Origin of the sequence: Microbulbifer echini, assembly GCF_041447225.1 — a bacterium.
Classification (GTDB): Bacteria; Pseudomonadota; Gammaproteobacteria; order Pseudomonadales; family Cellvibrionaceae; genus Microbulbifer; species Microbulbifer echini.
In genome coordinates this window covers 81,641-95,240 of the sequence record NZ_JBGMEL010000007.1, presented here as the reverse complement: position 1 = coordinate 95,240, position 13,600 = coordinate 81,641, and the positions used below count along the sequence as shown (strand labels likewise).

The window sequence follows — 13,600 nt, the reverse complement described above, 5'->3', positions numbered from 1 at the left end:
GTCTGTATGGAGACGGTTAGAATGAAAAAGCAACAGGGTTTTACTCTTATTGAATTGATGATTGTAGTGGCGATCATCGGTATTCTTGCAGCAGTAGCTATTCCTGCTTACCAGGATTACACCGCACGTGCTCAAGTCACTGAGGCCATTAACCTTATGGGTGGGCTGAAGACAACCGTTACTGAGATATATACTACAGATGGTGCTTTTACTAGTGCCGATAGTGGCTCCAGCGGTATCCCAGCTGACGTAGACGTTAAAGGTGCAAATGTAGAGAAAGTTACAGTATTGAATGGTGTTATTACCGCAACGATGCAGAGTTCTGGAGTAGGTGAGGCTATTCAAGGTAAGACTCTTAGTATGAGTCCTGTTACTAACGCCGGTTCTATTGATTGGGTATGTAAGAAAGGTACTATTGAGGACAAGTTCCTTCCATCTGAGTGTCGTTGATTTAAGTTTGGGTAGCTAAGACCGCTCCAGATTAATCTGGAGCGGTTTTCTTATAAGTGAAAAATCAGAAATTGGTTTATAAATACTGCTCACCGTTAGCCTGGTTGATATTTACAGTTATTATCTTCGTTGTCTATTTACACGGCGTTAATGGGCCTTTCCTCTTTGATGATTTTTCAAACTTAGATGCACTGGGAGCACAGGGCGGTATAAATGATTGGAAAAATTTGTGGGTATATCTATTTCAAGGTACGAGTGGGCCGACTGGGCGCCCTATATCTTTACTAAGCTTTCTAATTGACGATAATACTTGGCCCAGCCAACCTGCTAATTTCAAATATACAAATATACTTATACATTTATTAAATGGTTGTTTAGTATTTTGGTTGCAGCTGGTTTTATTAGGGCGATTTAGTGGTAGCCTTGCAAAGGAATCCAAATTTTTTGTAGCGCTTGTTGGTTCCTCCCTTTGGTTAGCACACCCACTCTTCACTTCGACAGTTTTATATGTCGTTCAGCGTATGGCGATGTTGTCCGCGATGTTTGTCCTCGCTGGAATGCTATCACATGCATATTTTCGTACGTTAATAGATGAACGACCTAGAAAAGCTTATTGGGGGATGACACTCAGTTTAGGTTTTTTTGGGGGAGGGGCGCTGTTAAGTAAAGAAAATGGAGTCTTACTACCAGTTTTTATATTGGTACTGGAGAGTACAATATACTCTTTTCAAAAAAATAAGCTATCTAGCTTGTGGATACTTATCTTTCTTCAAGTTCCCACTACTTTTATAGTGGCATATCTTTTTTATTTACCAATTAAACAGGGTTTTTTTATTGAGTGGCCTGAACGAGGCTATTCGCCCTTTGAACGTTTAATTACTGAATGTCGAATCATTTGGGAGTATATTTTTAACTTATATAGCTTTCGTGGGGCCGGCAGTGGCTTATTCCATGATGACTACACTGTATCAACCAGTCTAACCTCCCCGGCTTCTACAGTTTTTTCTGTTCTAGGCGTGGTAATTTCAGTATTGTTATTTATCATAAAGAGAAAAGAGTGGCCAATGCTTTCTTTGGCCTTTATTTTCTATCTTGCAGGCCACTTGATTGAATCAACAACCGTTGGGTTAGAGTTATATTTTGAGCATCGTAACTATCTCCCAGCCATTTTTCTTTTTATTCCAGTTGGATTGTTGTTACTAAAACTAAAAAATAAAGTAAGATATATTGCAACTGGCACCCTTTTTATAATATTGGTTTTTCTGTTGTTTAACCGAGTTGACCTTTGGGGAAGTAGTGTGAGATTGGCTATGGCTTGGGCCCAGGAATCCCCTAGTTCAGTGCGAGCACAACGTTCGGCAGCAATTTACCTTACCCAGGCTGGATATCCGAGAGAGGCTGCAAGGATACTCAAGGTAGCACTTGAGAAAAGGCCATCGAGTCATGCTATCTTGATCCATGGAATGCTCTTAAACTGTTCTCTTGGCCAGGACATAAGCACAGAAAAAGAAAGGTTACTTGAAAATTTAGAAACTACCGCTTTTAATCCAAAGTTGACTAACCTGTTGGAGGGATTTCTCTCGGTTATTGAAACTCAGGATTGTCCCCAGTTGGATTATGACTACGCTGAAAAGTTCTTTCTGATGTTGCTTAACAACCCTCATGCAAAGAGTTCCGATGGGTTTTTACATCAGATATATTATTTTTTAGGTGTTGTTAAAGTTGCTAAAGGAGAAGTACTTACAGCAACAACTAATTTTTCAAAAGCAATTAGTTTGCGGCCACGAGTTGGGACATATATGCAATCCCTGGCTGTTTTGGCTTCTGCAGAGCACTGCGAGTCAGCACTTGAGTTGTCTGCACATTTTGGTAAGAAAGTATTGTCAGGAAGTGCTTTGACAGAAAAAGAACGTGAATATTATATTAATGAGCACGAAATAATGATTGATAACATTAGAAAAAGTTGTGGGTTATCAAAGGATGAAAGATAGTCAGATCAAGGTAAGTATTGTAATTCCTGCTAAAAATGAAGCTAAAAACTTAAATAAATGGTTGCCACGCTTGGCTGAATGGAATGGTTATAATGAGCTAATTATTATTGATGACGGTTCTGATGACAATACAGCTAAGGTGGCAAAAAGCTATGGAGCAAAAGTTTTAAGAAATCCCCAAAGCCTTGGTAATGGCGCTTCGATAAAGCGAGGCTTTCGTGAGACTAAAGGGGAGGTAGTCGTGTTTATGGATGCTGATGGACAGCATAAACCCGAGGATATTCCAAAACTTCTAGAAACTTTGGAGTCCGAATCTGTGGATATGGTAGTTGGGGCTCGTGATGCCGGTGGGCAGGCAAGTAAAGCAAGATATCTTGCTAATGTATTTTACAATCGTTTTGCGAGTTATGTGACAGGTCAAGAAATTAAAGATCTTACTTCCGGTTTTCGTGTGGTTAAGGCAGATAAATTTCGCGAGTTTATCTACCTTCTACCTAATAAATTCTCCTATCCCACTACAAGCACTATGGCTTTTTTGAGGGCTGGATACCTTGTGCGATATGTTTCAGTAAATGTTCTTCGTAGGGAGGGAAGAAGCCATATTAGCCCTTTAAGAGATGGTGTAAGGTTTCTCTTAATCATATTTAAAATTGCAACACTATTTTCTCCTCTTAAGGTCTTTCTACCATTCGCAGCGCTCTCTTTTTTACTAGGGCTAGGTCGTTATATTTACACCTATTTGGAGATGGGGGTGTTTACTAATATGTCCGCATTGTTAATGGTCTCGGCTGTACAAATATTTCTGATTGGTTTGATTTCTGAACAAATTACAGCGCTAATTTACAAGAAGGATAACTGAAATACCTCGGTATTTGTCTTACAGATAAGAGGCCATTGATTTTATTTAGTCTCAAAGGAATTCCTTGATCTGAAAATCATACCTTTCCATCTTGAAGCGATAAATGAATAGATTATGAAAATCATTAAAAATTTTAGAGATTATCAAAGAAATAATTTACTGTTAGACGTTGACAATTGGCAAAGAGAAATTGTTGAAAAAGTTAAACCCTACAGTATGGCAGGTACTGCAAGAACTCTTGCGACTATTTCGGCTGTTGAATATATTGTAGTCCATGATATACCAGGCGCCATAGTTGAGTGTGGTGTTTGGCGAGGGGGGCAGATGATGGCAGTAGCTCTGAGTTTATTAAAACTTGGAGCTTCTCGAGAGCTTTTTTTGTATGACACTTTTTCAGGAATGACTGAGCCAACTAATTTAGATAGTGACTTTCTGGGAGTGAGCGCTAAGAGTATTTTTGATAGATTTAGATATCAGGAAAAAGGAAAACGTTGGTGTGAGGCAACTCTTGAAGAAGTTAAAGGAAATATAGAGTCAACAGGCTATTCGATGAATAGGGTAAACCTTATTCAGGGTGAGGTAGAAAAAACAATACCAGAAGTGGTTCCTAGTGAGATTGCTCTTCTTCGTTTAGATACTGACTGGTATGAATCAACACTCCATGAGCTCAATTATCTTTACCCGCTCGTTTCTAATCTAGGTGTCATTGCAATTGATGATTATGGGCATTGGCAAGGCTCTCGTAGAGCAACAGATAAGTATCTTATGCAAAATAAAATTGTGCATTTCTTACATCGAATCGACTATTCCGGTCGTCAATTTGTCAAGTATAGTAAATAGGCCTTGAAATGGGAATTGATTTACTAGAACTTAAGTTAATAAAATATGTAAATGATAAATATGGAAACCTTGGTAGAACAATTACTCTAGGGCGACAAGCTATACACCTAGGCCCCAGGTTAGCAAAAAAAATTTTAGAAAATGTTAATTCATTATTTTGTGAGTCTTTACTTGAAAATAGGTTTGGAGCAACGAAGGTTGACTCTATCGATAATTCCAATTACGAAGGTGCGAGCATAACCTGGGATCTAAATCATCCAATAGATTCTACTTTGGAGGGATATTATAATACCGTTTTGGATTTTGGTTGTAGTGAACACATATTTGATATCGCTCAGGCAATAAAAAATATTGCCAAATTATGTAAGGTCGGAGGATTGATAATTCATTCCGTTCCAGCCAATCAAAGCTGTGGCCATGGTTTTTATCAATTTTCTCCTGAATTTTTTTTCAGCCTTTACAATAAGGATAATGGTTTCTCTGACACTGAAGTCTTTTTAGTTGAGAGGCATGCCCCTTCGAATTGGTTTCGTGTTGATCCGCCTAAAGATGGATTTAGAGTTAATGTTAGGTCCTCGGAAGAGCTTTACTTACTTATAATCACTAAGCGTGCACAGAATAAAGAAATAACTATGCAACAATCTGATTATAAATTAATGTGGGATAATGGCACTAGTGGACCCATTAATCTAGCCGAGAGGAAATTTGGGCGACTATCTATATTTCGGGAATTGATGCAAAAAAATAGGGTATTTTCATACCTGATTAGAAGGCTTGACTCAATATTGAAAATAGATGGAGCTAGATCGCTTCGGCGCCACCCTTCATTGAGCCTCTACAAAAAAAATGATTTTAATTGAAATCTGAGTTTAGAGCTTCCAGCCACTTTTTCGTTGCGGTTTGCACTGAGAAATCTTGAGCCCGTAGTACATGAGCCTTTCCTTTTCCTTTTGAATTTTTCTTTAGTGCTATACATATAGCATTGGCGAGTTTCTCGGGATCTTCGGGTACAACAAGAGTGCCAAACTTGCCATCGTCTAAAATTTCCCTTGGTCCATGGGGGCAATCCGTAGCAATGATATTAGCGCCACAAGCTAAGGCTTCTATTAATACAGTTGGAAGACCTTCATGTCGAGATGGTAGTATAAATAGATCGGAGGATTGAATCTTTTCATGTACAGAAAATGTATGACCCATCAAGAAAACTGAATTGTAAAGGTTCTTTTTATGAATTAATTTTTCTAAATTTTTACGCTCTGGCCCTTCCCCCCATATTTCTATACGGAATGGAAGAGGTATTTTACTGGCAGCTTCTACAAGAATATCAAAGCCCTTCTGGCGAGTTAGTCTACCGACAGCAATAATCAAACTATAACTTTTGTTAATGGACACTTCATTACAAGGTGGAAAGCAATCATTACTGATTACAGGGTTGTAAATGGTTATAACTTTATTCGAAGGAGCTTTATAAATCTGTAAGATTTCATTTCTTACACCCTCTGAGACAGAGATAATCTTATTCGCGCGCTTATAATTAAAACTTGCACACAAATTAAACAAGCGATGCTTTACAGCCCCCAAAAGTCCAGGGGGGGCTACGGTTTTATCATGAGTATTATGTACCCAGTGTAGCCATATAGCTTGACTTCCGCATAATTTTAGCCCGAACCACGATAGTGTAGCCACATCATGAAAGGAAGTTACGATATGAGTTGGCTCACTCTTTTGAATTAATTTTGAAAGATTGGGAATATACTGTATTAAACTGTTTGGAGCTAATTCATAAGTTGAAACTATTTTTTGCGCCTCTTCTAAAAAATCTCCATTTCTCTTTAAAAGACCAAGTTCACAATGATACCCTCGGACAATAAGGTCCTTTATTAATGATAACGTGACTCTTTCAACACCACCGGTTACCATTCTGGGTAAAATAAATAAAATTTTCATTTTTATAGATATTAACACACTATGAGGTTGTCTAATCAAAGTTTTATTTGTGGTTTTGATTCTTGAGAGAAAGTATGATTCTTTCCATCTTTATAAAGAAAAATGAATTTTCCTGGTTTTTTTCAGGCGTGATCAATCTTGCAGGTGATAGCATTAAATTTAGCACGCCCATTCATTATTACATAACATATATAAATCTATCAATCTTTCAATCTTTCAATCTTCCAATCTTCCAATCTTCCAATCTTCCAATCTTTCAATCTTTCAATCTTTCAATCTTTCAAGGCTGTACCTAGCGATTTCATTCCACATCATGTTCGATGGCATATCGAGTAAAATTGGACTTTTAAATTGTAAAAGAATAGTTCTTGCGATGTCGGAAGGATTTCCAGGCTTAGCTAGTAGGCCTGATAGTTTCTTTGCCTGGGTAGGAAAATTCTCTGTTAAATTAGGAGTTTCGGTAGCTACAATAGGCCGGCGACTTGCGATGTATTCAGCTATTTTATTGGAGGAGCCAGAATCCATAAATGGAGAACGACGATACGGGATTGAGAGTAGATCACAGCATGCTAATATTTCAGGCATATCAATGTAAGGAATATTGCCAAGATAGCACACAGCCTGAGCATTTAAATCTAGGTTAGGGGGATTAGCGCCACCCATAACGAGCTGTATAGGAACGCCTTGGCTACGAACAATTTTCACAGCTGAAATTAGATCCTCAACTCCTCTATCTGGTTCCATTCCGCCAAAATAACCAATAAGAATAGCTTTTTCTGATATCCTAAATTTTTTCCGTGAGTCTGTTTTACTTAGACGATCGAATCTTTTACCATCAATTCCATTGGGGACTAAAATATCATTTTCTTGATCTTGAGATAATTCTCTCATTAATTTTTTGCTTGCAAATAGGCAGATATTAGCTTTGGAAATTAGAAACTTAAGTAAATTGAAACCAGGCAGATTAAAGTGTCCAGAAAATTCATCATATTTGTCGTACACATCAAAGACAAACTTTACTCGTTTTTGCTTGGCAATATTGTAGGCTAACAAACCTATATAACAATCACCACTAGCCACAATAATATCATTAGGTTCATGTTTCCTCTGAATAATATCCCTTAATTCCTGCCAAAAAGATCTTTTGAATATTGGGGTTGATTTTACGCTGAAATTACCACTGCTCTCGCATATATGTTCCTTACGGTGATAATCAATCAGCCATAAATCATTTGCAGTTCCTAGGTTTGACCAGTGGTGGGGGAGTTGGTATATTCGGCCATACTGATCAAGGATGGCGTCCCTATTGGTGTAAATTCTTTTTCCTATAAATGTAATTCTCATTTTACGACGTGGTTACCTATGTTTATTTAGCGTTATGCTTTGAGGATATTTTATTTAGTTCATGATGGATTCCTTCTCCAAAGTGAAGCCACGTTTTTCTTTGAGCGAAAGTGAGGCTGCCTTCCTTTAAAGGTTTTTTGTTTTTCAGGTCCAAAAAACTTGAAACCTTTTCTGCAAAATTAGAATAATCTCCACTTTTTACCAGCCATCCACTTTTATTGTTTCCGATTGCATCGGTAACTCCACCAGTTGAAAAGGCTACGGTTGGGACTCCATGTGCTGCAGCTTCAATGGCAACCATGCCAAAACCCTCTGGATCATTTGGTATTTTTCGGATAGGAAATACATGTATTTCACTTGAATTGAAGGCGGCGCTTATTTCATCTCTATCTGTTACCCATCCTATGAATTTTACATTGTTTTTCACCCCAGCTTTATCAGCCGCTTCTAAAATACTATTTTTGGTTTGGGTTTTTGCGGCTAAGGAATCTTTGGCTTCGCCACCAATAATAACTAGAAGAATATCTGGACACCTGCGAACGATTTGAGGAAGTGAGAGTTCAACAAATTCCCGAATACCTTTGCGCTCTGTAAGTCTGCCTAACGACAATAAAATCTTACGTTTTTCCAGATTGTATTTTCGCCTAAATTTTAGCGCCCTTTCAGGATCAATTTTTCCAGGTATTTCCACTCCTGGATGTACTATGCCAATTTTACTCCGACAAATACCATAATTTTCTGCTAAACCTGCTGTTGCATTACTGTTTGTAACAACCCTGTCCATTTTTTTTATAAGTGGAATCCAAAGATTACGATAAAAAAAATTGTCAACCGTGATGTCTAGCCCATGAAGATAAACAATTGATTTTGCTCCAGATGCGCGAGCAGCAATCCAGGCTGCTGGAGCAGTTAGGCCGCTGCCGGCAATAATATAATCAGGCTTCCATTCTCTTGCTAAGCGTAAGGTGAGAACTAAGCTAGAGATCAAAAACTGCCAAACTGTTGATGCTGTGGCCGGATAAAACCTGATCGGTGGAGGTATTTGTTTTGTTGAATGATTAGGCCCTATTGCTTTTGTGTCATAAGTTTTAGTAAGTTCTTTTAGCATGTGCCAATTTAAGCGCTCCATTCCTCCGATAAGAGGAGGGAGGTTACGTGTAATCAATAGTACTTTCTTTTTTTTGTGATTTTTTTCAAACATTTTTTTCTTTTTCTTTTCCCGAAAAAATTAATATCCAGCCACTTGCAGCAAGTAACCATTCAGTACAGAATACAGCTAAAATTGCGCCTTCTAACCCAGAGGTATGAGTTAAAATGAGAAGTAGCACGGTCAAAAGAAATATATTTACTAATTCATAGATGATTCGGTGCCAAGGTCCCCTTTGAGTCATAAATATATTGCTTGCAGCGATCTTTAGGGCCAGGCCAGGAATGATTAGGTATGCCTGACTCAAAACGTTTCCCAATCCATAGAATTGATATCCGAATGCCTTTTCAATAATGCTGGTGCTCATCCAGAGTAGTAAGCTTGCAAGTATACCGTAAGCGGCCGTAGCAAAAAAAATCCACAAGATTAAGTGGGTTTTCTCATGATTGTTTTTGAATAAATTAGGTAGGGACGAAACAAGTAGAGCTACAACCGGTAATGAAAACGCACCTAAAATTCTCATTGTTACAATGTATAGCCCGGCAGAGAAGGAGGGGATCAATTTAATAATTATTGTTTTATCTATTTCATTTGTGGCCAAGCTTGTTAGATTTACAGCGCCGAATCCTAGACTATCTTTCAAGTTCTTTATTTTAATTAATCTCCAAGTATTCACTGGAGGCCAAAAATAGGAGAGTGTTTTATTGGAAGCTATTAGAGCTAAAATTCCTGCTAATAATGAAAGATTAAAATAGTCATAAACGTTTATACTACTCGTAAATGCGATTGTGCAGAAGAGAAGAGCTAAACGAAATAAGTTTGGGGTAAATAAAATTAGCTGGGATAACCATGCCGACCTGGCCGCCAAATGAAGTGCAGACATTAGGGATAGAATAGGAATTATAATTATTTCCGTCAGGCCTATTGAGATTATTGCCCCCACATTTGATATGGGTATGCTAAATATGGCTTGTATAGAAAAAGTAAAAATAACTAAGGATATTGTGCCGATAGTAAGTATTGTTGGGATGGCGTAAGAAAGAATTACTTGCTGAGATTTGCTGCTACTGATTTCTTTTAAAAGAAATAAATTTAAACCTAAATTAGAGCAACTTCCTAATATTAGCGCCCCTGCAGATACAGCAGCGAAAAATGCGAATTGATTGGGGCCTAGTAATTTGCCAACTAAAATTAGTAAAGCTGCCTGCACTCCAAAACGGAAAAAATATACCGAGCTTGTCTTAAGTGTTGACAGAGCAATAGGGCTAGACGAAACGGCCCGCCGCATGTCCTTAATGGTAAGTTCTAGATGTCGCATATTAAATATATTAATAAAGCTCTCTTAATTATAGGTTTTTTTAAAGTTGGGTTTGCCTTTCAAATAAACTGTTTTTTTCCGATCGCCATCTTCGAGCTACTTCAAATGCTTGATTGCCTTGTAATTATATTATACCTTGCATTAGCATTTTAAGCACTTGCGAGATGAGAGGAAATTCTCCTTTTACATATATTATACGAGATTCTTGGATATTTAAGACATGTTCCTATATTTATATTAACTTGGTTTCAACTCTGAAGTATATTACTTGACAGGATAGGAAAAGAAGTAAGTTGTAGGTGGCCTTAGTCGTTTTTTCAGGGCAAAGAGACGAAGTGATGACCAAGAGCAATAAATAGCGGCCCCTTGAGTAAGGGTCCCAGATTTCAGTCCTAATCAAAAGCGATTTGAACCAAAAGGTGATAACTATAGCTATTGACGTAAGTCAATTACCATCTGTAGGAATCTGGCCAGGAACAATGGTGGTAGAAGGTATCGCCATAAACAAGTGCAGGGTGGAGGCGGAGCAGCTTCATAAAGATGCTACAAAACTAGCGAAGATGACGCCTGCTGATAGGCTCTCTTTTAGTCGAAGCTATGCTTAGAATGCAGGTTTCTGACCGGCTGCTCGCGGACTTAGAGCAGCTGAAGAGTATATTTGAGCGAAACGAATAGTCTCTTGAAGACCTTTATAGGTACCTTCGCGGAAGGGTAAGAAATAAACATGCGCCGCAATGGTGGAGCGACACGATACCAGAGAAAGAGCCGAGTAAGTATTGATGAGCGCTCTACGATTGTTGACTAAATCACAGATAGGCGATTGGGAGATCGATACTGTGGCAGGTAAATACCACAGTGGAGCCTTGGCTGCCAGCGTAATACGAGTGATACACTTCACAGTATCTACACAGGTCCTGCATTCAACTCTGAAGTGCATCACCCTTTAGGCTGCTGCCAAAGCCATATATTCTCCAAAAATCTGGCTAGGGCTTTTATAGTCTAACGTTTTCCTGGGGCGATCGTTCAAATGTCCAACAACCTCTTCAACTGCTTTTTGATTCACAAGATTGAAGTCAGTATTTTTCGGAAAGTACTGCCGCAGCAGGCCATTCGTGTTCTCGTTTAGGCCTCTCTCCCAAGAGGCATACGGATGTGCAAAATAGACCTCTGCATCCAGAGCTTCAGTAATCTTCTCATGCTGGGCAAATTCTTTGCCATTATCTGCGGTAATGGTATGTACTAAATCCTTATACTGCTCAAGTAGTGCAATCGTAGCCTGAGTGACTAACTCTGCCGTCTTGCGTTCAACCTGCTGAGAGAGAGTAAACTTGCTCTTGCGATCTACGATTGTAACCAGGGCACCACTATGGCCTTTGCCTATAACGGTATCAATTTCCCAGTCTCCGATACGGGATTTATCATCGACAACCTGTGGTCGCTGTTCGATGCTGATCGCGTTCTTAATGTGCCCCCGAGTGGACTTTCCATTCGCTCGCTTGTTGTAGGGCCTATCCCTACGCCGCAAGTTCTCGTATAGGGTTCCACCATGCTGCTTATCAGCCCAGACATGCAGATAAATGGTTTCATGGCTGATTAACAGATTTTCTTCTTGCTCTAACCAGCCGGAGATTTGCTCTGGGCTCCATTGCAGTTTCAGCTTGCGCTCTATCAGCTTAATGGTCTTGAGTAGCATCTTTGTTGGCTCTTTCGCATGTCTATGACACTCTTCGGCCATCTGTTGTGCTTGTTTATAGCGGTAGCCGTTGCCACCCCGATTCCGAGCCAGCTCCCTACTAACTGTAGGCTGGCTAACCCCAATTTCCCTAGCGATTGCTCTCTGACTCCAATCACTTTTCTTGAGCGCCCAAATCTGGCATCGTTGCTCTTCGGTCAGCTGTCGGTAGCTTTCTGTCATCACTTAATCTCTTGGCGGAGAAGAAGCGGCAGATATTACCTTCAGCTGACCGTTCTTTTCCAGGTGATTAACTGATGCACTTCAGAGTTGAATACAGGAGTCAATAAATTTCAGTTTCAGCATAATGAGGATTACAGGTTTAGCTGGCTTATGATGTGGGTCTGGGACATGGATGAAATGAAAAAAGCAGGTTATGGGGGGCTCGATTGAATAAGCACCTGTCCAAACAAGACTTTATCAACAATCACTTTTTCTGGATTAGTTCAAACCAAATCTGGCATATTTTCTTAAAAAATAACGGATTTACTGGTTTTGCTGAAAGCATCTAAACTTAAGCGCAACTCTAAAAATTTCACGAATTTCTATAAAGAATCTCAATCACTTTCAGGGCAAGGTTATTGCAAAAATACAGCCGGGCCTTAGGCCGCGATAACAGGCTGAATGAATGCGACCTATTGATTGCCTTGTATAAGATGATTGATTGGGGGAACTTTCTTAATGTTGAATAAAGTTCGTTCAATGTTAAGAAAGAGTAATGTCGGAAGAAATCCTTTCGATAACATGCTGGTATGTAAGGCACTGGTCTTGCAGCATTTGTACAACCAGCCAGACGAACAGCTGGAATATCAGATACGCGACCGCTTTACATTTTGCTGGTTTGTCTGCCTCGATTTGGAGGACCGAACACCAGATACCTTGACAATCTGGTTATTTTGCCAGTGACTGGTGAATGCTGGCCTCATGAAATCTCTCTTTATCTATTTTGATTTACAGCTTGATGCGAAAGGATACGGAGCTCAGGAGGAACAAATGGTCGATGCCAGTTTTATCAGTTCGCTGAAGCAATGTAATAGCAGGGAAGAGAATGAGAAAATTAAGTCAGGTAAGATTCCAAAAAGCATCAGGAAAAACCCAAACGTCAAGCGCCATAAGGATCTTGATGCCCACTGGACCAAGAAAAAAACGAGACACATACGGCGTCAAGAACCACGCCCGCGTAGACAGCAAGCACTAACTAATTCGAGATCTGGAGGTTACCTCTATCGAGGTACACAACTCACAGGTGTTTCCTGAACTGCTGGGTGACAATAGCCCCAAGGATTTTTTGCAAGACACTGCCTACTACAGTGAAGAGAACGAGTACATTCGAAAGCAAAGGGCTAATGTTCACATGAATGCTCATAGTGGCAAACCTGCTTAATAAACGGGACCTAGTAATCAACCGTCGAAAATCCAAGAGTCGGGTTCGAGTTGAGTGCGTATTTTGTTCTATGGAAAATGAATAGGACGGTATTTTTGTTCGGACTATTTGTAGTAAAGGTCGTTAAGATGAACTTGGCTTACAACGGGGGCTGCTGCATGGGGAATATAGAAATATAGGAACTCAGCGGCCCTAAAAAGAAAAATGGCCAAACCTAGATGTTTTTTGACTAATTCTTAGTTGGTATTTACAAGTTTGCTAAAAATTTTCATGATCTTCTAGATTTATATAGGTGCCCTGAAGACCTCAAACAAGCAAAGATTATCATTGAGTGATATTGAAACCTATTATCGAGTACTGGAAGGTAGGTTTCTATAGAGTAATCGCTTCAGAACTGAGTTGCCAATGTTGAACTTCATTGTGATCTATATGATTGTTGATGGGCGAGTTACATTCGATGGCCACACTCGTAATGAAATTACCTGAGATCGTTTGGTTGCACCTATTCTGAAAAAAACAGTCGAGTGTGGTAATAATTATACGAGATAAAATGCTCGGTCAAATCAATTTTTACGCACGGGGGAGATA

At 39.2% G+C, this 13,600-nt stretch carries 12 protein-coding genes; 7 read left to right on the top strand and 5 right to left on the bottom strand.

The features are described from left to right. Positions 1 to 21: 21 nt before the first annotated feature. The 5 genes from ACCI51_RS08710 to ACCI51_RS08690 all read left to right on the top strand — a co-directional run bounded on the left by ACCI51_RS08710 (position 22) and on the right by ACCI51_RS08690 (position 5,000). Positions 22 to 450 (top strand): pilin, encoded by a 429-nt coding sequence (locus tag ACCI51_RS08710; protein WP_371843311.1) that lies wholly within the window; start codon positions 22 to 24, stop codon positions 448 to 450. Positions 451 to 506: 56 nt separating this feature from the next. Next, positions 507 to 2,441: a hypothetical protein gene (locus ACCI51_RS08705; RefSeq protein WP_371843310.1), complete on the top strand. Its 1,935-nt coding sequence runs from the start codon at positions 507 to 509 to the stop codon at positions 2,439 to 2,441. Continuing rightward, on the top strand, positions 2,431 to 3,300 hold the full coding sequence (locus tag ACCI51_RS08700; RefSeq protein WP_371843309.1) for a glycosyltransferase family 2 protein: 870 nt from the start codon (positions 2,431 to 2,433) through the stop codon (positions 3,298 to 3,300). The genes ACCI51_RS08705 and ACCI51_RS08700 overlap by 11 nt, the downstream gene beginning before the upstream one ends. A gap of 114 nt (positions 3,301 to 3,414) precedes the next feature. Beyond that, entirely contained in the window at positions 3,415 to 4,140 is a 726-nt protein-coding gene (locus ACCI51_RS08695) for a TylF/MycF/NovP-related O-methyltransferase (RefSeq protein ID WP_371843308.1), read from the top strand. Between the two features lie 8 nt (positions 4,141 to 4,148). Further along, positions 4,149 to 5,000, top strand: a complete 852-nt coding sequence (locus ACCI51_RS08690) for a class I SAM-dependent methyltransferase (protein WP_371843307.1) — start codon at positions 4,149 to 4,151, stop codon at positions 4,998 to 5,000. Here the strand turns inward: ACCI51_RS08690 and ACCI51_RS08685 are convergent. The 5 genes from ACCI51_RS08685 to ACCI51_RS08665 form a co-directional block, all read right to left on the bottom strand. Then, on the bottom strand, positions 4,993 to 6,087 hold the full coding sequence (locus tag ACCI51_RS08685; RefSeq protein ID WP_371843306.1) for a glycosyltransferase: 1,095 nt from the start codon (positions 6,085 to 6,087) through the stop codon (positions 4,993 to 4,995). The two genes, ACCI51_RS08690 and ACCI51_RS08685, sit on opposite strands and share 8 nt — an antisense overlap. Before the next feature lie 264 nt (positions 6,088 to 6,351). Continuing rightward, on the bottom strand, positions 6,352 to 7,431 hold the full coding sequence (locus ACCI51_RS08680; protein ID WP_371843305.1) for a glycosyltransferase: 1,080 nt from the start codon (positions 7,429 to 7,431) through the stop codon (positions 6,352 to 6,354). A gap of 22 nt (positions 7,432 to 7,453) precedes the next feature. Then, positions 7,454 to 8,632, bottom strand: coding sequence for a glycosyltransferase family 4 protein (locus ACCI51_RS08675; RefSeq protein ID WP_371843304.1), 1,179 nt, complete (start codon positions 8,630 to 8,632; stop codon positions 7,454 to 7,456). Beyond that, entirely contained in the window at positions 8,625 to 9,896 is a 1,272-nt protein-coding gene (locus ACCI51_RS08670) for a lipopolysaccharide biosynthesis protein (RefSeq protein WP_371843303.1), read from the bottom strand. Before ACCI51_RS08670 ends, ACCI51_RS08675 begins: the two co-directional genes overlap by 8 nt. Before the next feature lie 943 nt (positions 9,897 to 10,839). After that, on the bottom strand, positions 10,840 to 11,811 hold the full coding sequence (locus tag ACCI51_RS08665) for an IS30 family transposase (RefSeq protein WP_371843302.1): 972 nt from the start codon (positions 11,809 to 11,811) through the stop codon (positions 10,840 to 10,842). Between the two features lie 498 nt (positions 11,812 to 12,309). On the opposite strand from ACCI51_RS08665, the gene ACCI51_RS08660 reads away from it, so the two are divergent. Continuing rightward, complete coding sequence (locus ACCI51_RS08660) at positions 12,310 to 12,534, top strand: transposase (protein ID WP_371843301.1); 225 nt, start codon at positions 12,310 to 12,312, stop codon at positions 12,532 to 12,534. Positions 12,535 to 12,552: 18 nt separating this feature from the next. Continuing rightward, positions 12,553 to 12,885 (top strand): hypothetical protein, encoded by a 333-nt coding sequence (locus ACCI51_RS08655; protein ID WP_371843300.1) that lies wholly within the window; start codon positions 12,553 to 12,555, stop codon positions 12,883 to 12,885. Positions 12,886 to 13,600: the final 715 nt, after the last annotated feature.